At 68.0% G+C, this 19,433-nt stretch carries 20 protein-coding genes and 1 pseudogene; 16 read left to right on the forward strand and 5 right to left on the reverse strand.

Annotation, left to right across the window (positions count from 1 at the left end; translation table 11 throughout):
- Window positions 1-6: 6 nt before the first annotated feature.
- Window positions 7-198, reverse strand: coding sequence for a 50S ribosomal protein L28 (rpmB, locus tag A5652_RS06365; RefSeq protein WP_008258973.1), 192 nt, complete (start codon window positions 196-198; stop codon window positions 7-9).
- A 459-nt stretch (window positions 199-657) separates the two neighbouring features.
- On the opposite strand from rpmB, the gene A5652_RS06370 reads away from it, so the two are divergent.
- The 4 genes from A5652_RS06370 to A5652_RS06390 all read left to right on the forward strand — a co-directional run bounded on the left by A5652_RS06370 (window position 658) and on the right by A5652_RS06390 (window position 6,133).
- Window positions 658-1,320 carry a hypothetical protein gene (locus A5652_RS06370; protein ID WP_369805758.1) on the forward strand — a complete coding sequence of 221 codons (663 nt, stop codon included), beginning with the start codon at window positions 658-660 and terminating at the stop codon, window positions 1,318-1,320.
- A 177-nt stretch (window positions 1,321-1,497) separates the two neighbouring features.
- Entirely contained in the window at window positions 1,498-3,201 is a 1,704-nt protein-coding gene (locus A5652_RS06380) for a DAK2 domain-containing protein (RefSeq protein WP_156745186.1), read from the forward strand.
- A gap of 2 nt (window positions 3,202-3,203) precedes the next feature.
- The gene (recG, locus tag A5652_RS06385) at window positions 3,204-5,423 is read left to right on the forward strand and encodes an ATP-dependent DNA helicase RecG (RefSeq protein ID WP_067347928.1); all 2,220 of its coding nucleotides are present in this window, start codon (window positions 3,204-3,206) and stop codon (window positions 5,421-5,423) included.
- Window positions 5,420-6,133, forward strand: a complete 714-nt coding sequence (locus tag A5652_RS06390) for an HNH endonuclease family protein (protein ID WP_067347931.1) — start codon at window positions 5,420-5,422, stop codon at window positions 6,131-6,133. Before recG ends, A5652_RS06390 begins: the two co-directional genes overlap by 4 nt.
- Window positions 6,134-6,137: 4 nt before the next feature.
- Here A5652_RS06390 and A5652_RS06395 read toward each other — a convergent pair whose 3' ends face one another.
- Entirely contained in the window at window positions 6,138-6,983 is an 846-nt protein-coding gene (locus A5652_RS06395; protein WP_067347982.1) for an aldo/keto reductase, read from the reverse strand.
- A gap of 65 nt (window positions 6,984-7,048) precedes the next feature.
- A pseudogene (locus A5652_RS28385) lies at window positions 7,049-7,202 on the reverse strand (oxidoreductase); the annotation flags it as partial.
- A 189-nt stretch (window positions 7,203-7,391) separates the two neighbouring features.
- On the opposite strand from A5652_RS28385, the gene A5652_RS06400 reads away from it, so the two are divergent.
- The 5 genes from A5652_RS06400 (at window position 7,392) to coaD (ending at window position 11,142) form a co-directional block, all read left to right on the forward strand.
- Window positions 7,392-8,510, forward strand: coding sequence for an alpha/beta hydrolase (locus tag A5652_RS06400; protein ID WP_067347984.1), 1,119 nt, complete (start codon window positions 7,392-7,394; stop codon window positions 8,508-8,510).
- Between the two features lie 101 nt (window positions 8,511-8,611).
- Complete coding sequence (locus tag A5652_RS06405) at window positions 8,612-9,379, forward strand: DsbA family protein (protein ID WP_067347987.1); 768 nt, start codon at window positions 8,612-8,614, stop codon at window positions 9,377-9,379.
- Window positions 9,376-10,023, forward strand: coding sequence for a vitamin K epoxide reductase family protein (locus tag A5652_RS06410; protein WP_067347935.1), 648 nt, complete (start codon window positions 9,376-9,378; stop codon window positions 10,021-10,023). The genes A5652_RS06405 and A5652_RS06410 overlap by 4 nt, the downstream gene beginning before the upstream one ends.
- Before the next feature lie 10 nt (window positions 10,024-10,033).
- Window positions 10,034-10,588: a 16S rRNA (guanine(966)-N(2))-methyltransferase RsmD gene (gene rsmD, locus A5652_RS06415; RefSeq protein ID WP_067347938.1), complete on the forward strand. Its 555-nt coding sequence runs from the start codon at window positions 10,034-10,036 to the stop codon at window positions 10,586-10,588.
- A 71-nt stretch (window positions 10,589-10,659) separates the two neighbouring features.
- Window positions 10,660-11,142, forward strand: a complete 483-nt coding sequence (gene coaD, locus A5652_RS06420) for a pantetheine-phosphate adenylyltransferase (RefSeq protein WP_067347941.1) — start codon at window positions 10,660-10,662, stop codon at window positions 11,140-11,142.
- Window positions 11,143-11,169: 27 nt separating this feature from the next.
- On the opposite strand, the gene A5652_RS06425 is transcribed toward coaD, so the two are convergent.
- Window positions 11,170-12,336, reverse strand: coding sequence for a permease (locus A5652_RS06425; protein ID WP_082983795.1), 1,167 nt, complete (start codon window positions 12,334-12,336; stop codon window positions 11,170-11,172).
- A 291-nt stretch (window positions 12,337-12,627) separates the two neighbouring features.
- Here A5652_RS06425 and sepIVA point away from each other — a divergent pair, with 291 nt between their 5' ends.
- From sepIVA to mutM, 4 genes are all read left to right on the forward strand, one after another.
- Window positions 12,628-13,365 (forward strand): cell division protein SepIVA, encoded by a 738-nt coding sequence (gene sepIVA / locus A5652_RS06430; RefSeq protein WP_067347989.1) that lies wholly within the window; start codon window positions 12,628-12,630, stop codon window positions 13,363-13,365.
- Window positions 13,366-13,434: 69 nt separating this feature from the next.
- On the forward strand, window positions 13,435-14,034 hold the full coding sequence (locus A5652_RS06435) for a DUF177 domain-containing protein (RefSeq protein WP_197513796.1): 600 nt from the start codon (window positions 13,435-13,437) through the stop codon (window positions 14,032-14,034).
- The gene (gene rnc / locus A5652_RS06440) at window positions 14,031-14,744 is read left to right on the forward strand and encodes a ribonuclease III (protein WP_067347948.1); all 714 of its coding nucleotides are present in this window, start codon (window positions 14,031-14,033) and stop codon (window positions 14,742-14,744) included. The genes A5652_RS06435 and rnc overlap by 4 nt, the downstream gene beginning before the upstream one ends.
- Before the next feature lie 15 nt (window positions 14,745-14,759).
- Window positions 14,760-15,629, forward strand: a complete 870-nt coding sequence (gene mutM / locus A5652_RS06445; protein WP_067347953.1) for a DNA-formamidopyrimidine glycosylase — start codon at window positions 14,760-14,762, stop codon at window positions 15,627-15,629.
- A gap of 22 nt (window positions 15,630-15,651) precedes the next feature.
- Here the strand turns inward: mutM and A5652_RS06450 are convergent, their stop codons facing one another.
- Window positions 15,652-16,428, reverse strand: a complete 777-nt coding sequence (locus A5652_RS06450) for a PIG-L deacetylase family protein (protein WP_067347956.1) — start codon at window positions 16,426-16,428, stop codon at window positions 15,652-15,654.
- Window positions 16,429-16,480: 52 nt separating this feature from the next.
- Here A5652_RS06450 and A5652_RS06455 point away from each other — a divergent pair, with 52 nt between their 5' ends.
- From A5652_RS06455 to smc, 3 genes are all read left to right on the forward strand, one after another.
- The gene (locus tag A5652_RS06455; RefSeq protein WP_067347959.1) at window positions 16,481-16,894 is read left to right on the forward strand and encodes an OsmC family protein; all 414 of its coding nucleotides are present in this window, start codon (window positions 16,481-16,483) and stop codon (window positions 16,892-16,894) included.
- The gene (locus A5652_RS06460; RefSeq protein ID WP_067347962.1) at window positions 16,881-17,174 is read left to right on the forward strand and encodes an acylphosphatase; all 294 of its coding nucleotides are present in this window, start codon (window positions 16,881-16,883) and stop codon (window positions 17,172-17,174) included. The genes A5652_RS06455 and A5652_RS06460 overlap by 14 nt, the downstream gene beginning before the upstream one ends.
- A gap of 233 nt (window positions 17,175-17,407) precedes the next feature.
- The coding region (smc, locus tag A5652_RS06465) for a chromosome segregation protein SMC (RefSeq protein ID WP_067347994.1) at window positions 17,408-19,433 on the forward strand (2,026 nt) is incomplete at its 3' end.

The following is a 19,433-nucleotide window of genomic DNA, read 5'->3' on the forward strand; positions in this document are numbered from 1 at the left end:
CTGCCGTCAGCCCCGGACGACCTTGCCGGCCTTGATGCAGGACGTGCAGACGTTCAGACGCTGCTTGTTGCCGCCCGGACGGGCGACGTGCACGGTCTGGACGTTCGGGTCCCACCGGCGGCTGGTGCGGCGGTGGGAGTGCGACACCGACTTACCGAAGCCGGGGCCTTTCCCGCAGATGTCGCACACAGCGGCCATTGTTCAAGCTCCTCAAATCTCGGGGGTCCGGCAATCTGGCCGGGACAGCCCAGGTTCACCCGGGCTCAACCAGAATACCGACTGCGGTGGCAACCACCAAAACGGTCATCCTGCAGGTTACGTGCGGTCAGGCCGGGTCAGCTGTGTGCTGGAGCCCTCGGCGGCGTCGGCATGCAGTCGATCACAGTTACCCGTCGCGTCGGGGTTGCAGGGCTGAACCGCCGCTAGGATGGCGTCGCCGCCGAGGGTAGGCGCGTTCCCGTATCAGGCGTGGACGGCGCCGGTCATGGCTGAAGTCTTCTTCCCGGTGGTGCCGGCCCGCGCGGAGCTGCGGATGAGGCTGGGAAGCAAATTTCGGCAGGCTTGAGGGGAGTGCGCGGAGTGTTTGCGCGCGCCGAGAACACCGCTGGCTCCGCCCGCGTCGAAAACCGGCGGGGCCGTCCGGCGGGCGTACGACGGTTGGCATCGCGGTTGCGACGGGTCGCGACAGCTTATCTGGTGGTGACGGCGCTGGGCAGCGTCGCAATCGGTGGCACCTCGGGTAACACCCCGGCCGGCGACTTCGGGCCGGGGCCGAAAGCGTCGTGGTCCGGTCGAGCCGGCGCCGCAGCGTCTTGGTGGCAGCCCGATGGTCGTCGCGCTGCGGTGCCCGTGCCCGCCGCCGCCCCGCGTGGGATCCAGCTGCGGGAGGTGGCTTTCGACGGCCGAGGAGCGTGGCCGGACGGTCCGGACGCGGTCCGCGGCTACCTGGAAGAGGCACTTACGCGGATAGGGATTACCGAGGCGCCGGCCCGCGGCCGTTGGATCGAGGGAATGATGACCATCGCCGATCACGAGGCTCAGTTTCACTCGAATGCCATCAACCTCTCGGACAGCAACGCCTACGGGCCGCCCCAGCTCGACGGGGGCCCGCTACACGCAACCCGTGGTCCCTGGCAGGTGATGCCGGATACTTTCGCGGCTTTTCACCAAGCGGGCACGTCGAACTCGGCATGGGACCCGGTGGCCGCCGCGTGCGCGTCGATCAACTATCAGATGAGTCGCTACGGGGTGAGCCGCGACGGAAGCAATCAGCGCATGCTCGTCGGGCAGGCCAATCCCGGTACCAGGCAGGGCTATTAGGCCCGCCCGCGGTTTATCCTGACGAGAGTGAATGGCGTCGAGGACCACGTCGATTCGATGGATCTGATGCTTACCGCTCAGGCTCTCGCAACGGCGCCGAGCAACTGAAGGCGGCGGCTCCATCGCACGGCTACGCTGGCGCCCACCCCGGAACTGTCGCGGAGGAGGTGGGTCACCCTGGGCACTGCTGACACGTCGCAGGATCGTCTCCTGGACGCGATCACCCTGCGCGACTGGGCGCACACCGCCGTCAGCGACCTGATCACGCACATCGACGAGATCAACCGGCTCAACGTCTTCCCCGTCGCCGACTCCGATACCGGCGCCAACATGCTGTTCACTATGCGTTCGGCGCTGGCCGAGGCCAAGGTGGGCGCCGGCGCGGACGGCGGCTCGACTTGCGCGGCGCGGGCCGCCGCGGCACTGTCGGCCGGCGCCCTGAACGGGGCGCGCGGCAATTCCGGGGTCATCCTGTCGCAGATCCTGCGCGGCGTCGCCGACGACACCGTGGCCGCCGCGGCCGACGCCGGGGGTGAGCTGCCCCACATCGACGTCGTCGTCCTGGGTGCCGCGCTGCAGCGCGGCGTGGAGCTGGTGATCAGCTCGATGGGCGGCGAGGAGGTCCCCGGGACCATCGTGTCGGTGCTGCGGGCGGCCGCGAACGCCGTCGCGCAGTGCGCCGGAGCCGGGGACGGACTGGTGGCGGCGATCATCGCCGCCGGCGACGCGGCGGTGGTCGCCCTGGAGAAGACCCCCGAACAACTCGACGTGCTCGCCGACGCCGGCGCCGTGGATGCCGGCGGGCGGGGTCTGCTGGTCCTGCTGGACGCGCTGCGGTCCACCATCACCGGGCAGGCGCCGGCCCGCGCGGTGTACGAGCTGACGCCGCGAGCTCAGCCGCCGGCTGCGTCCGCGCAGCGCCCCGAGCCCCAGTTCGAGGTCATGTACCGGCTGGACGGCTGCGAGCCCACGGCGGCGGACACGCTGCGCGACCGACTGGGTGAGTTGGGTGACTCGGTCGGCATCGCGTCCGCGCCGTCGTCGGCGCAGCGCACCTACTCGGTCCACGTGCACACCGACGACGCCGGCGCCGCCGTGGAGGCCGGGCTGGCGGTCGGGCGGCTCAGCCGCATCGTCATCTCGGCGTTGAGTTCCGGCACCCCCGGGCTGCCCGCAGGCGGGTGGACGCGGGAGCGTGCGGTGCTGGCGGTGGTCGACGGCGACGGCGCAGCTGACTTGTTCGCCGGCGAGGGTGCCTGCGTGCTGCAGCGGGACCCGGCCGTGCCCGATCCCGTCACCAATATCAGCGCGCACCAGTTGATGCGGGCCGTCGTCGACACCGGCGCCGCCCAGGTGATGGTGCTGCCCAATGGCTACGTGCCGGCCGAGGAGTTGGTGGCCGGCTGCACCGCGGCCATCGGCTGGGGGATAGACGTGGTGCCGATCCCGACCGGGTCGATGGTGCAGGGGCTGGCCGCGCTGGCCGTGCACGAAACCGACCGGCAGGCGGTCGACGACGGCTACACGATGGCCCGCGCCGCCGGCGCGGCGCGGCACGGCTCGGTGCGCATCGCCACCGAGAGCGCCATCACCTGGGCGGGCCGCTGCCGACCCGGCGACGGCCTGGGCATCGCGGGCGACGAGGTGCTGATCGTGGCCGCCGATGCGGTCGGGGCGGCGATCGGTCTGCTCGATCTCCTGCTGGCCTCCGGCGGCGACCTGGTGACGGTGCTGCTGGGTGCCGACATCGACTCCGACGGCGACGCGGGCGCGGTTACCGACCTCCTGGAAGAGCACATGCACGATCACCACCCCGGGACCGAATTGGTCACCTACCGCACCGGCCACCACGGGGACGCGCTGCTGATCGGGGTCGAGTAGCGATGGTGTCGCTGAGCGACCGGCTGGACTTCGTCGTGGGCGCCAAGGCCGCCGATTCGCTCGACGAGGTGTTCGGCATCCGCACGGTCGACGCCCTGTTGCGCCACTACCCGCGCAGCTACACCGAGGGCGCGACGCGGTGGGAAGCCGACGGCGAGCGACCCGAAACGGGCGAGCACATCACCATCATCGACACGATCGCCGAAACCAAGACATTCCCGATGAAGAAGACGCCGAAGAAGTTGTGCCATCGCATCACCCTCGGCGCCGGGCGCAATAAGGTGACCGCGACGTTCTTCAACGCGAATTACCTGAAAAAGGACCTGACCAAGGGCGCCAAGGTGATGCTCTCCGGCGAGGTCGGATTCTTCAACAACGTCATGCAGCTGACCCACCCGGCGTTCCTCATCCTCGACTCGCCGGATGGACGCAACCGCGGGACCCGATCTTTGAAGAACATCGCCAATGCCTCGGGTGCGACCAGCGGCGAAGAACTCTTGGACGCCTACGAACGCCACTTCTTCCCGATCTATCCGGCCAGCACGAAAATGCAGAGCTGGGACATCTTTTCGTGCGTGCGCCAGGTGCTCGACGTGCTCGACCCGGTGCCGGATCCGCTGCCCGAAGGCCTGCGCGCGAAACTCGGCCTGGTCACTGAAGACGAGGCGTTGCGCGACATCCATCTGGCCGAGAGCGAGCCCCGGCGCCAGCGGGCCCGCGAGCGCCTGACCTTCGACGAAGCCGTCGGCTTGCAGTGGGCGCTGGTGGGCCGCCGTCACGGCGAGCTGTCGGAGTCGGGGCCCTCGGCGCCGCCGCGTCCGGATGGCTTGGCCGCAGAACTGTTGGCGCGCTTACCATTCGAGCTGACCGCGGGGCAGCGCGAGGTGCTCGGGGTGCTGACCGACGGGCTCGCGGCGACCCGCCCGCTGAATCGTCTGCTGCAGGGTGAGGTCGGCTCCGGCAAGACGATCGTCTCCGTGCTGGCGATGCTGCAGATGGTCGACGCCGGATATCAGTGCGCGCTGCTGGCTCCAACGGAAGTGCTTGCGGCCCAACATCTCCGGTCGATTCGCGATGTGCTCGGTCCGCTGGCGACGGCGGGCCAGCTGGGCGGCGCGGACAACGGCACCCGGCTGGCAATGCTGACTGGCTCGATGACCGCCGCCCAGAAAAAACAGATCCGCGCCGAGATCGTTGGCGGCGAGGTCGGCATCGTCGTCGGCACTCATGCGCTGCTGCAGGACGCGGTGGAATTCGACAACCTGGGCATGGTGGTGGTCGACGAACAGCACCGCTTCGGTGTGGAGCAGCGAGACCAGTTGCGGGCCAAGGCTCGTCCCGGGGTGACGCCGCACCTGCTGGTGATGACGGCGACACCCATTCCGCGCACCGTAGCGCTCACCGTGTACGGGGACCTGGAAACCTCGACGCTGCGCGAACTTCCGCGCGGCCGCCAGCCGATCACCAGCAATGTCATCTTCGTCAAGGACAAGCCCGCGTGGCTGAGCCGGGCCTGGCAGCGCATCACCGAGGAGGTGGCCGCCGGACGCCAGGCCTATGTGGTGGCGCCGCGCATCGACGAAAGCGACGACCCGGGGGATCGGGAGCCTAACGCCAAGGCGCCGGAGACCGCCGAGGGCCTGTACGCCCGGCTGCGCTCCGGTGAGCTGGCGAGTCTGCGGCTGGGCCTGATGCACGGGCGGCTGTCGGCCGAGGAGAAGGACGCCGCTATGGCGGCCTTTCGGGCCGGCGAGGTCGACGTGCTGGTGTGCACCACCGTCATCGAGGTGGGCGTCGACGTCCCCAATGCCACCGTGATGTTGGTGATGGACGCCGACCGGTTCGGGATCAGTCAGTTGCATCAGCTGCGCGGCCGGATCGGCCGAGGCCAGCATCCCAGCCTGTGCCTGTTCGCCAGCTGGTCCGCGCCGAACTCGTCGGCAGGCCGGCGGCTGCGCGCGGTGGCCGAGACGCTGGACGGCTTCGTCCTGGCCGATCTCGACCTCAAGGAACGTCGGGAGGGAGATGTCTTGGGCCGCAACCAGTCCGGTAAGGCGATCACGTTAAGGCTGCTGTCCCTGGCCGACCATCAGGAGTTCATCGAGGCGGCGCGGGATTTCTGCGTGCAGGCCTACACCGACGACCGCTCGAACCCCGACCTGGCCGTGCTGGCCGCACGATTCACCGACACCGACCGCATCGAATACTTGGACAAGTCGTGAACCGCAGAGTGCTGCTATGGCTGGCCGCGGCGGCGGCGCTCGCCCTGCTGGTGGCCTACCAGACGGTGGGATCCTCGAGCGCGCGGCATTCCGCCGAATACGCCGCGCGCGCTGACGTTCCGACGGTCCTGCCCGGCACCGATGTGCTCGGGGGCATCGCCGTCGTGGCGCTGCGCCAGCACCGCTATGACTACCTGCGGTCGGCCTTCGGCGACGCCTGGGACGACGACAACGACGCCCCGATGGGACACAACGGATGCGACACCCGCGACGACATCCTCAACCGCGACCTCGTCGACAAGACCTACGTGTCGGTCAAACGGTGTCCGGACGCCGTGGCCACCGGCACGTTGCTCGATCCCTACACCAACAAGACCATCGCGTTCCAGCGCGGCCCGAAGGTCGGCGAATCCGTTCAGATCGACCACATCGTGCCGCTCGCCTACGCCTGGGACATGGGCGCCTACGGCTGGCCCGCCCTCGAGCGGCTGCGCTTCGCCAACGATCCCGCCAACCTGCTGGCCGTCGACGGGCAGGCCAATCAGGACAAGGGCGATTCGGCGCCGGCGCAGTGGATGCCGCCGAACGTGGCGTTCGCATGTCAGTACGCCATGCAGTTCATCGCGGTGCTGCGCGGTTACTCGTTGCCGGTGGACCTGGCGTCGACCGGCGTGCTGCGTCAGGCCGCGGCGACCTGCCCGGTGGGGTAGCGGGTTACGACCCTTCGTAGGTCTCCGGGTCCGGGCGCAGCCGAGTGCCGTCGTTGAGCGCGTTGATCGTGTCCATGTGCTCGTCGGCCAGCTCGAAGTCGAACACGTCCAAGTTGGACCCGATGTGCTCGGGATTGGCGGACCGGAAGACGACCGCATTGCCCAGCTGCAGGTTCCACCGCAGCAACACCTGCGATGCGGTCTTGCCGTATTCGCCGGCGACCGAATTGACCGTCGGGTTGTCGTTCAGCTTGCCCAGCGCCAACGGCGTGTAGGACTGGGTCAGGACGTTGTGCTCGGCGTTGGTCTTTCGCAGCGCTTCCTGGTTGAGCAGCGGATGCAGCTCGATCTGGTTGACCGCCGGGGTGACGAACGTGAGATCGATGACCGTCGTGAGGTGCTCGTCGGTGAAATTGGAGACGCCGATCGAGCGGGCCTGACCCTCCGCGCGGGACTGGATCATGCCGCCGAAGGAGTTCACGTACGTCCCCAGCGACGGGGCCGGCCAGTGGATCAGATAGAGGTCGACGTAATCCAGCCCGAGGCGCTCGAGGCTGGCGTTGCACGCGTCCATCGCCCCCTTGAAACCCTGGTCAGGAGTGGCCAGCTTGGTGGTGACGAACAGCTCGGCGCGGGGAATCCCGGAGGCGGCGATCGCGCGCCCGACGGCGGCTTCATTCCCGTAGACGGCGGCGGTGTCGATCAGCCGGCAGCCGATCTCCAGCGCAGCCGACACCGCGCGTTCCGTCTCGTCATCCGACAATTCCGCAACACCCAAACCGAGGGCCGGGATCGTGTTTTCGTCGTTGAGAGCGATTGAGGGTGAGGCGGAGCCCGACTCGCCGGCCAATTCATTCACCTGCCTGTGAAATTGAAGGTTCGAGATTGTGCACCGAGCCGGTTTCCGTCATCGAGCTACAGGTCGACGCCGTTCGGCGCCGAGTTCGAGGCGCTCAGTTCGATATCGAACACGTCGAAGTTGCTCGCAATCCGATGAAAGCTCACCGACTTGGGGACCACGATATTACCGAGTCTGTAAAGGCAACCTAATCAACACCTGGACGGGTGTCTATGCGTGGCGTCGGCCCCGGGCGGGCCACCCCGTACAGTTAGTCGCCGATAGGCCGGTGACCGACGGCAGCGTTGACCGCCCGTTTGGTGGCCGCCGGGGCCGGTAAGCCTTGACAGGCGATGGGCGGCGGGAGCAATAACCGTTCGTCGTCGAGCGTTAGCACGTGTTGTCGTAAGGGGGTTGTTCATGACCAGGCCTCTGTCAGGCGCGCCGGCAGTTCAGTTTGGAGCCGATCACGCGTCGGTGCCGCTGGCCAGTCGCATTCAGGGCGCCCTCACCAGTCTCGGGACCAAGGTCATCCCGTGGATCCCGACCGCGCTGCGGCGAGGCCTGGTCCGCAGTCGTTCGGTCATCATCGATGGCAACACGCTGGACCCGACCTTGCAGCTGATGTTGTCGGGCCTGCGCGCGGTCGGCATCGACGGGCTGGTCGTCGACGACGATGCGCACGCATCGCGCACCCAGCTGCGCGAGCAAATCGTGGGGTTGCCCGGCCCACAGATCCACGTCGACGTCGACGAGCTGTCGCTGCCCGGTCCGGCCGGCGGGATCGGGGCGCGGCACTACCGTCCGGCCGGTGGCGCGGCCGCACCTCTGCTGGTCTTCTATCACGGCGGCGGTTGGTCGATCGGTGACCTGGACACTTATGACGCGCTGTGCCGGCTGATCTGTCGCGATGCCGGAATTCACGTGTTGTCGATCGATTACCGGTTGGCCCCCGAACATCCGGCCCCGGCCGCGATCGACGATGCTTACGCGGCGTTCACCTGGGCATATGAGCACGCCGGCGAGCTCGGCGCTGTTCCGGGGCGGGTCGCGGTCGGCGGGGACAGCGCCGGCGGCAACCTCGCCGCCGTCGTCAGCCAGATAGCGCGCGACGAGGGCGGCCCCGCGCCGGCGTTGCAATGGCTGATCTATCCGCGGACCGATTTCACCGCGAAGAACCGGTCGCTGACTCTGTTCTCGCGCGGCTTCGTGCTCACCAAACGGGACATCGACTGGTTCGAATCCCAATATCTGCGGGGTTCGGGTTTGGACCGGACCGATCCGCGAGTGTCGCCGGCGCTGGCCGAATCGCTGACCGGACTGGCGCCCGCGCTGATCGCCGTCGCCGGGTTCGATCCGCTGCGCGACGAAGGCGAGAGCTACGCCGAGGCGCTGCGGGCCGCCGGGATCGCGGTGGACCTGCGGTACCTGGGTTCGCTGACGCATGGCTTCATCAATCTGTTCCCGCTGGGCGGTGACAGCATGGTGGCGACCAGCGAGCTGATTTCGGCGCTGCGCGCACACCTGAGCCGGGTTTGATTGGTCGAGCCGCCGGCGCCGGTAACCTAGAGACGCTTTGTCCGATCGCTTTGTCCGCAAACGGGCAGACCGACAACTCGTACCGAAAGATCAGGGAACCTGTGGCCGACAAACCCAAACGTCCCCCGCGATTCGACATGAAGTCGGCTTCTGGCGGTAAGTCGAGCCGGCTCGTCCAAATCGGCGGCACCGCATTCGTAATCATCTTCGCGGTCGCCCTCGTCTTCTACATCGTCACGTCACACCACAAGAAGCCCGGCCCCACCGGTCCCGGCGACACGGTGCGGGTGACGTCGAGCAAGCTGGTCACCCAGCCCGGCAGCAGCAATCCCAAGGCCGTAGTGACGTTCTACGAGGACTTCCTGTGCCCGGCCTGCGGCAACTTCGAGCGCACCTTCGGCCCGACGGTCTCCAGGCTCATCGACATCGGCGCCATCGCCGCCGACTACAACATGGTGTCGATCCTCGACAGCGCCCGGAACCAGAACTATTCGTCGCGCGCGGGCGCCGCGGCGCTGTGCGTGGCCGACGAGAACCAGGACGCGTTCCGGCGCTTCCACTCCGCGCTGTTCAGCACCGACATCCAGCCGAGCGAAACCGGCAAGACGTTCCCGGACAATGCGCGGCTGATCGAACTCGCCCGCGAGGCGGGGGTGGCGGGCAAGGTGCCGGACTGCATCAACAGCGGCAAGTACCTGCCCAAGGTCACCGGCGAAGCGGCGAACGCACATATCAACGCCACGCCGACCATCAAGATCAACGGCGACGACTACGACCCCTCGACGCCGGATGCGCTGGTCAACAAGATCAAAGAAATCGTGGGCAACATTCCGGGCATCGACGGCGCGGTCGCCCCGGCCTCCACGTGACCGGTGCGGTGTCGACTGAAGCTGCCGATCGCGCAGGCGACCTGACACCGGATCCGTCTGCGGCGGCGCGCGTTCCGGCGCTCAGCGCCTGGTGGGTGCTGATCTCCGGTCTGATTGGCCTGGCCGCCTCGATGGCGCTGACGGTCGAGAAGATCGACATCCTGCTCGACCCGTCGTATACGCCGTCCTGCAACATCAACCCGATTCTGTCCTGCGGGTCGGTGATGATCACCCCGCAGGCGTCGCTGCTGGGCTTCCCCAACCCCCTGTTGGGGCTGGTGGCCTTCACCGTGGTGGTCGTCACCGGGGTGCTGGCGTTGACGAAAGTGGCTTTGCCGCAATGGTATTGGGTGGGGCTGACGATCGGCGTGGCGGTCGGTGCGGTGTTCGTGCACTGGCTGATCTTCCAGAGCCTGTATCGGATCAACGCGCTCTGCCCGTACTGCATGGTGGTGTGGGCGGTCACCATGTCGCTACTGGTGGTGGTTGTTTCGATCGCCTATCGTCCGATATCGCAGCGTCGGCAGGCCGGTTTCGGGTCGGCGCTTTTGCAATGGCGCTGGTCGGTCGCCGCCCTCTGGTTCACCGCCGTGTTCTTGCTGATCATGGCGCGGTTCTGGGACTACTGGTCGACGCTGTTGTAGGTATCTGCAGGTGACCCGGATCATTGGCGGCGCGGCCGGCGGCCGGCGCATCGCGGTCCCGCCGCGCGGCACCAGACCCACCACCGACCGCGTCCGCGAGTCCCTGTTCAACATTCTGACCGCCCGGCTGGAACTGACCGGCCTCAAAGTGCTTGACCTCTATGCCGGTTCGGGCGCACTCGGATTGGAGGCCCTATCCCGCGGCGCAGCCGCCGCGCTCTTCGTGGAGTCGGACCCGCGCACCGGATCGGTCCTCGCGCGCAACATCGAAACCCTGGGTCTGCCCGGCGCGGCGCTGCGCCGGGGAGCGGTGGCGACCGTGCTGGCGGCCGGAACCGCCGCCGCGTTCGATCTGGTGCTGGCCGACCCGCCCTACGACGTCGACGCCGCCGAGGTCGAGGCCGTGCTGGCGGCGTTGCCCGCGCGCGGCTGGGTGCACGAGGGCAGCGTTGCCGTGGTGGAGCGGGCCGCCGGCGGTACCCCGCTGAATTGGCCGGCCGGCTGGTCGGTGTGGCCGCCACGGGTTTACGGCGACACCCGTCTGGAGCTGGCCGAGCGTGAGTGAGGTGGGCGTGTACCGTCATTCGTCATGATCGCCGATGTGCGGAGACCGCCCCTTCGCGTCGGAGCGCCGGCATGAGCGGCGCGGTGTGCCCGGGGTCGTTCGACCCGGTGACGTTGGGCCACATCGACGTCTTCGAGCGTGCGTCGGCTCAGTTCGACGAGGTGGTGGTGGCGATCCTGACCAACCCCGCCAAGAAGGGCATGTTCGACCTCGACGAGCGGATCGCGATGATCAACGAATCGACGACACACCTGCCCAACCTCCGCGCGGAAGCCGGGCAGGGTCTGGTCGTCGACTTCGTCCGATCGCGCGGCATGACGGCCATCGTGAAGGGGCTGCGCACCGGCACCGACTTCGAATACGAGCTGCAGATGGCGCAGATGAACAAACACGTCGCAGGCGTGGACACCTTTTTCGTCGCGACCGCCCCTCGCTATTCGTTCGTGTCGTCGTCGCTGGCCAAAGAGGTCGCGATGCTCGGTGGTGACGTGTCAGAGCTGCTGCCCGAACCGGTGAATCGCCGCTTGCGGGAAAGGCTTTCGGAACGATCCTGATTCGGGGGCCGGCGAGGTCCGGGGCGGTCAGTGCTGATGCTCGGACTGGCCGCCATCGGGAGCGCCGCCCATCATGCGCACCATCGGCAGACCGTCGGACGCGATGAACCGGGCGACCAGGATGATTGCGAGCACCAGGAACCCGATGTTGAGCCAGGTCGTGTAGTTCCACGATATGGACGCTTCCAGCACCATGGCGTTGCGCTGCGTCGGAATGAGATGAGTTGTGCCGAAGACCAATTCGACCAAATACCCGGCGACGACCATCGCGGCGTAGAAGGTGCCCAGCAGCGTCAGCATCATCCGAGTGCCGTAGTACTTGCGGTAGATGTTCAGGATCGGAAGGATCAACAGGTCGGCGTAGATGAATGCGATGACGCCGCCGAAGCTGATGCCCCCGTTCCACAACACTGCGGCCAGCGGGACATTGCCGATCGAGCACACGAAGGACACGATCGCCACCACGGGCCCCACGATCGGCCCCCAGATCGTCGAGAGACCGGGGTGATCGGCCAAAAAGAAGACCTGCCAGAACTTTTCAGGCACCCAGGCCGCGACGGCACCCGCGATCAGCAACCCTAGGACGAGGTCGCGCAGGATAGCGAGCCACTCCATCACGAACACGTGCGAAACCGACGTGAGGCCGGCCGGGGAGAACAGCCGTCGCCAGAACGAGCCTTCACCCTGGATGGACATGTCCATGGCGGCGTGGCCTTCCATCGAGCCGGCGATTCCCTGCTCGGCCTGCTCGCGGGCGGCGTCGACGAGCCGAGATCGCACGAACAGCCGGAACAGGACGGCCAGCACCACGATCATCAGTGGGCCGCCGACGAATTCGGCGGCGGTGAATTGCCAGCCCATCAGCAGGGCCAGGATGATGCCCAGCTCCACCACCAGATTGGTGGAGCCGATTTCGAACGCCATCGCGGCGGTGAAGTTGGCGCCCTTGCGGAATAGCGATCGGGCCAACGCCACCGCGGCGTACGAGCACGACGACGATGCCGCGCCCAGCCCGGCCGCGACCGCCAGGGTGCGCGGCCGGTCGTCCCCCATCAGCGCCACGATCGTCGAGCGCCGCACGACGGCCTGCACCACCGCCGAGAGGGCGAAGCCCAGAATCAACGCCCACAGGATTTCCCACGTCATCGACCCCGCGAGCGTCAAAGCGTGCCCGACCGCTGATAGCACCGTCACTTGTGTCCTCCTGCGACTCGCGTCGAGGGTGGCTGCGTCTTCGGTCGAGCATACCCCATAGGGGTATCGGCCACGGCGAACGCGGTACGCATCGGCGGGATGGCGCCCGGCCCCGTCGGCACTAAATTGACGGTCCAGATAGGGCCCTCGGCCGTCCGCGACCTAGAATCGCTGGCAAATAGCACGGATGGGCAAATACCCGACACACCGGGGTCGCCACCGCTGTCACAGAGACAACACCAGGCACACTGGTAACAACAAGAGCTTTGCAGACGCCAGGAGGGTATGGCCGTGTATCGAGTCTTTGAGGCGCTGGACGAACTCAGCGCCATCGTGGAAGAAGCCCGTGGCGTTCCGATGACGGCCGGCTGCGTGGTGCCCCGGGGCGACGTGCTGGAGCTGATCGACGACATCAAGGACGCGATCCCGGGCGAACTGGACGACGCCCAGGACGTCCTGGACGCGCGCGACTCCATGCTGCAGGACGCCAAGGCGCACTCCGAGTCCATGGTGTCCTCGGCGACCACCGAGTCGGAGTCGATGCTCAACCACGCCCGCTCGGAGGCCGACCGGCTGCTCTCGGACGCCAAGGCGCAAGCCGATCGCATGGTGAGCGAAGCGCGCCAGCACAGCGAGCGGATGGTCGGCGAGGCCCGCGAAGAGTCGATGCGCATCGCCACGGCGGCCAAGCGCGAGTACGAGGCAAGCGTTGGCCGTGCCCAGGCCGAAGCCGATCGGCTGCTGGAAAACGGCAACATCTCCTACGAGAAGGCCGTGCAAGAGGGCATCAAGGAGCAGCAGCGACTGGTCTCGCAGAACAGCGTGGTGGAGGCTGCCAACGCGGAGGCCACCCGGCTCATCGACTCGGCGCATGCCGAGGCCGACCGGTTGCGCGGCGAGTGCGACATCTACGTCGACAACAAGCTGGCCGAGTTCGAGGAATTCCTCAACGGCACCCTGCGGTCGGTCGGCCGCGGTCGTCACCAACTGCGGACGGCGGCCGGAACCCACGACTACGCCGTGCGCTAGCCGCTTAGCGGCTGTAAGCCGGGGCGCACGCCCTGGAATTATGCGGTCGGCGCCGTAGGATTTCCTACTATGACGCGGCAGCACAGCACCCCATCGGCCCGCGGCGCGACGTCACGGCTGGCCGCGCCGATGGCGTTCGACATCACCCGGCTCGGGCGCCGCCCCGGGGCGATGGTGACGTGGCAGAAAACCGTGCCCAGTCCGTCGCGCATCGGGCTGGACATGATCGCGATCGAGGCGGGCGCCCCACTCGAGCTGGACTTACAGGTTCAATCGGTGTCCGAGGGCGTCCTGGTGACCGGGACGGTCACCGCCCCCACGGTCGGCGAATGCTCCCGTTGTCTGGCCAAGCTCGACGGACAGGTGCAAGTGCGGCTCACGGAGCTGTTCGCCTACCCCGACAGCGCCACCGAGGCGACCACCGAGGAAGACGAGGTGGGCCACATCGTCGACAACACCATCGACCTCGAGCAGCCCATCGTCGACGCCGTCGGTCTGGAGCTTCCGTTCTCGCCCGTGTGCACCCCGGACTGCCCGGGGCTGTGCCCTGAATGCGGTGTTTCGCTGGCGGCCGAGCCCGCCCATCAGCACGATCGCATCGATCCACGGTGGGCCAAGCTGGCAGGCATGTTCAGCGCCGAGTCGGACGAGCCGCGGGGCAGGCGGTGAGTTCACGGCGAGCGCTGCTCGACGCCCTCGGGGTTGAGCTGTCGGAGGAAATGCTGTCCCTGGCGCTGACGCATCGCAGTTATGCGTACGAACACGGGGGCTTGCCGACCAACGAACGCCTGGAATTCCTTGGCGACGCCGTGCTGGGCCTGACCATCACCGACGAGCTGTATCACCGCCATCCCGACCGCACCGAGGGTGACCTGGCCAAATTGCGCGCCAGCGTGGTCAACACCCAGGCGCTGGCCGCCGTCGCGCGCAAGCTGTGCGACGGGGGTCTCGGGGTCCATCTGCTGCTAGGGCGTGGGGAAGTCAACACCGGCGGCGCCGACAAATCGAGCATCCTGGCCGACGGCATGGAGTCGCTGCTGGGCGCGATCTACCTCGATCACGGTATCGACGTTGCGCGCGAGGTGATTCTGCGATTGTTCGGCCCGCTGCTGGATGCCGCGCCGACGCTGGGAGCCGGGCTGGACTGGAAGACCAGCCTGCAAGAACTGACCGCGGCCCGCGGCATGGGCGCGCCGTCCTACGTCGTGACCTCCACCGGCCCCGACCACGATAAGGAATTCACCGCGGTGGTCGTGGTGGCGGAAACCGAATACGGCACGGGTGTCGGCCGCTCCAAGAAGGAGGCCGAGCAGAAGGCCGCGGCGGCCACCTGGAAGACACTCGACGTGCTGGACCCCGCGGGAACGACGCCCAACTAGATGGTGTCCGTCTAGATGCCCGAACTGCCCGAAGTCGAGGTGGTGCGCCGCGGCTTGCACGCCCACGTCGTCGGCAAGACGATCACCGCAGTGCGGGTGCATCATCCGCGCGCGGTGCGTCGGCACGAAGCGGGTCCCGCGGACCTCACCGCCCGGTTGCTGAACGCGCGGATCACCGGCAGCGATCGGCGCGGCAAATACCTGTGGCTGCTGCTCGACACGGAACCCGCTGGGCGGGAATCGGACACGGCGTTGGTCGTCCACCTCGGCATGAGCGGGCAGATGCTGTTGGGTAAGGTTCCGCGCGCCGACCACGTCCGGATCTCCGCGCTGCTCGACGACGGGACCGTGCTGAGTTTCGCCGACCAGCGCACCTTCGGTGGGTGGATGCTCGCCGATCTGGTCGAGATGGACGGCAGCGTGTTGCCGCAGCCGGTCGCGCACCTGGCGCGTGACCCGCTGGACCCCCGATTCGATGCGGCGGAGGTGGTAAAAGTGTTGCGGCGCAAGCATTCCGAGATCAAACGGCAACTTCTCGACCAGCAGGTGGTGTCCGGCATAGGCAACATCTACGCCGACGAGGCGCTGTGGCGGGCCAAGCTGAACGGCGCGCGGATCGCCGACACGCTGAGCCGCAAGCAGTTGACCGCCCTGCTGCACGCGGCCGCCGACGTGATGCGCGATGCGCTGGCCAAAGGCGGAACCTCGTTTGATTCGCTCTACGTCAACGTCAACGGCGAATCGGGATACTTCGACCGGTCGCTGGACGCGTACGGCAGAGAGGGTGAAGCCTGCCGCCGCTGCGGTGCGGTGATGCGCCGAGAGAAGTTCATGAACCGTTCGTCGTTCTATTGTCCGAAATGCCAACCGCGGCCACGGGGTTGAGCGTTTTGTCGGCCAGTCCGGCTCACTCGAAGATGTCGCGGCGCACCTTACCGGCGGGCAACGCCGGGTCCACGAACCACTCGTGACGAAACAGCGCACCGAACACTTCGGGCGGCAACCGGAGCAGTAACCCGAACACCCGAGCGGCCAGACCGGAATCGCCGATCTGAGAACGGTGCGCGGCCAAAGCATCTCGCTTCTGGCGCGCAAAGCGAAACACGTTGACCCGATGGGTGATTGTCGCGCGCGGGGCGTACGCGCCGCGGACGATGTCGCGTTCGTACGGACCGGGAAGCCGCAACAGGTGCGCGATATCGCTCACGCGGAGCAGCATTTCGCGCGGCATCGTCACCTCGAGCACCCGCGGAGTGGCGGCGAGTTCGGCGGCACGCTTGCCGACGTGGTGGACCTGCACGTGGTCGCGGTGGCCGTAGCCGCCGTTCGGCTGGTAGCTGAGCAGCAGGTCGGCGCCTTCGTCGCGCAGGATGCCGGCCAGCCGCCCGGCGGCCTCGTCGACGTCCGCACGCCCGAATCGGACGCGGCCGGGTGGATCCGGGTAGAACAGCGGACCGTAGCCGCTGTCGGCATACCCGAGGCACTCCACCCGTTGTGCCCCGAGAACGCCTGCACTCGAACGCAATTCGTCGAGGCGGTGGTTTGCGTCTTCGTTGTGGACGCGCCCGTCGGTTGCCGTGACCACGACCACCCGGTGCCCGGCTGCGGCCGCACGCGCCAGAGTGCCGCCGGTGAGCACGACCTCGTCGTCAGGGTGGGCATGGAATGCGACCACGGTGGCCATGCCAAGCAGTATGCCCGTGCGCCAAAGTCTCGGCGCCCGGTAGAAATAAGCCATGGCCGAACTATGGGTGGAACGCACCGGAACTCGCCGCTACACCGGCTACAGCTCACGCGGCGCCCAGGTGCTGGTCGGTTCCGAGGACGTCGACGGCGTGTTCACCCCTGGCGAGCTGCTCAAGATCGCGCTCGCGGCGTGCAGCGGGATGTCCAGCGACCTGCCGCTGTCCCGCCGGCTGGGCGAGGACTACAAGGCGGTCATCAAGGTCTCCGGCACGGCCGACCGCGAGCAGGAGCGCTACCCGCTGCTGGAGGAGACCCTGGAACTGGACCTGTCGGGCCTTGCCGACGACGAGAAGGAGCGCCTGCTGGTCGTGATCAATCGGGCCATCGACCAGGTCTGCACCGTGGGGCGCACGCTCAAGTCCGGTACCACCGTCAACTTCGAGGTCAGCGATGTCGGAGCCTGATACCCGGCTCACCGCCTGGGTGCACGGGCAGGTCCAGGGCGTCGGTTTCCGGTGGTGGACGCGATGCCGGGCGCTGGAATTGGGCCTCACCGGTTACGCGGCCAACCAGGCCGACGGCCGCGTCCTGGTGGTCGCCCAGGGGCCACGCGCGGCCGGCGAGAAGCTGCTGCACCTGCTGGAGGGTGGTAAGGCGTGGCCCTCGCGGCCCGGACACGTCGACAAAGTGGTGGCCGATTGGTCGCAACCGCAGGAGCGGTTCGAGGGTTTCGTCGAGCGTTGAGGCACGTCGCGGCTCTGCGCGTCACATCAGTCACACCTGCACCGGCTGGGGATTCGATGGCTTGATTCGAAAACGCGCTAGCGCGTTTCGCAGGGCGATAAACACCATTCCCCGTGGCTGATGTGACCACTGTGACCAGTGCGCCCACCACGCGAAGCACGGCCATGTTTCGGGCGAGCCGACACCCCTCGGTGAAGCCGCCGGCGGCGATTCGAGCGGTAGTCTGGCTCGCCGTGTACCTCAAGAGTCTGACGCTGAAGGGCTTCAAGTCCTTCGCCTCGCCGACGACTCTGCGCTTCGAACCGGGCATCACCGCCGTCGTCGGGCCCAACGGGTCCGGCAAGTCCAACGTCGTCGACGCGCTGGCCTGGGTCATGGGGGAGCAGGGGGCCAAGACGCTGCGCGGCGGGAAGATGGAAGACGTCATCTTCGCCGGAACCTCGTCGCGGGCCCCGCTGGGCCGCGCCGAGGTCACCGTCACCATCGACAACTCCGACAACGCGCTGCCCATCGAATACTCCGAGGTGTCCATCACCCGGCGGATGTTCCGCGACGGCGCCAGCGAATACGAAATCAACGGCACCAGTTGCCGTTTGATGGATGTTCAAGAACTGCTGAGCGACTCCGGGATCGGCCGGGAGATGCACGTCATCGTCGGGCAGGGCAAGCTCGACGAGATCCTGCAATCGCGGCCCGAGGACCGTCGCGCGTTCATCGAGGAAGCCGCCGGTGTGCTCAAGCACCGCAAGCGCAAAGAAAAAGCCCTCCGAAAACTCGACGCGATGGCGGCGAACCTGGCCCGGCTCACCGACCTGACCACTGAACTGCGCCGCCAGCTCAAGCCGCTGGGCCGCCAGGCCGAGGTGGCCCGTCGCGCCCAGACGATCCAGGCCGACCTGCGTGACGCCCGGCTGCGGCTGGCCGCCGACGACCTGGTCAACCGGCAGGGCGAGCGCGAGGCCATCTTCGAGGCCGAGGCCGCCATGCGTCGCGATCACGACGAGGCCTCCTCGCGGCTGGCCGAGGCGTCCGCTGAGCTGACCACGCACGAAATGGCGGTGGGTGAACTTTCGAGGCGGGCCGAGTCGGTTCAGCACACCTGGTTCGCGCTGTCCGCACTGGCCGAAAGGGTCGCCGCGACCGTGCGCATTGCCAGCGAGCGGGCGCAGCACCTCGACGTGGGGCCGGTTGCCACCAGCGACACCGACCCCGACGCGCTGGAAGCCGAGGCCGAGCAGGTCGCGGTCGCCGAGCGCCAGCTGCTCGCCGATCTGGCCGGCGCGCGAACCCGGCTGGATGGCGCCCGTGCCGAATTGGCCGAGCGTGAGCGCGAGGCCGCCGAGGCCGATCGGGCCCACATGGCGGCGGTGCGCGCGGAGGCGGATCGTCGAGAGGGCTTGGCGCGCTTGGCGGGTCAGGTGGAGACGATGCGGGCGCGCGTCGAATCGATCGATGACAGCGTGGCGCGCCTATCCGAGCGCATTGAACAGGCCGCCGCCCGCGCGCAGCAGGCCAAGGTGGAATTCGAGACCGTCCAGGGCCGCGTCGGTGAACTCGATCAGGGCGAGGTGGGCCTCGACGAACACCACGAGCGAACCGTCGCCGCGTTGCGGCTCGCCGACGAGCGGGTGGCCGAACTGCAGTCCGCCGAGCGAGACGCCGAACGCCAGGTGGCCTCGTTGCGAGCCCGCATCGACGCGCTCGCGATCGGGCTGGAACGCAAGGACGGCGCGGCGTGGCTCACCCAAAACCACGGCGGCACAGGCCTTTTGGGGCCCATGGCCAAGCTGGTCAAAATTCGCTCCGGCTACGAGGCGGCGCTGGCCGCGGTGCTGGGATCGGCGGCCGACGCACTGGCGGCCGAGGGCTTCAGCGCGGCGCGTTCGGCCGTCGCCGCGCTCAAGGCGGCGGACGGCGGGCGCGCGGCGCTGGTGCTGGGCGACTGGCCCGCCGCCCAGCCGGCGCCGCACGCCGCCCCGCCAGGCGCGCTGTGGGCGCTCGACCTGATCGACGCGCCGCCCCGGCTGCGTGGCGCAATCACGGCCATGCTCTCGGGTGTCGCGGTGGTCGACGACCTGGACCAGGCGCTGGCGCTGGTGGCTGCCCATTCCAACCTGCGCGCGGTCACGCTCGACGGTGATCTGGTGGGCGCCGGCTGGGTGAGCGGCGGGTCGGACCGCAAGCCGTCCACGCTCGAGGTGACCTCGGAGATCGACAAGGCCGGCGACGAGCTCACCGCCGCGGAGGCCCGGGGAGCCC

Origin of the sequence: Mycobacterium sp. 1165178.9, assembly GCF_001673555.1 — a bacterium.
Classification (GTDB): Bacteria; Actinomycetota; Actinomycetes; order Mycobacteriales; family Mycobacteriaceae; genus Mycobacterium.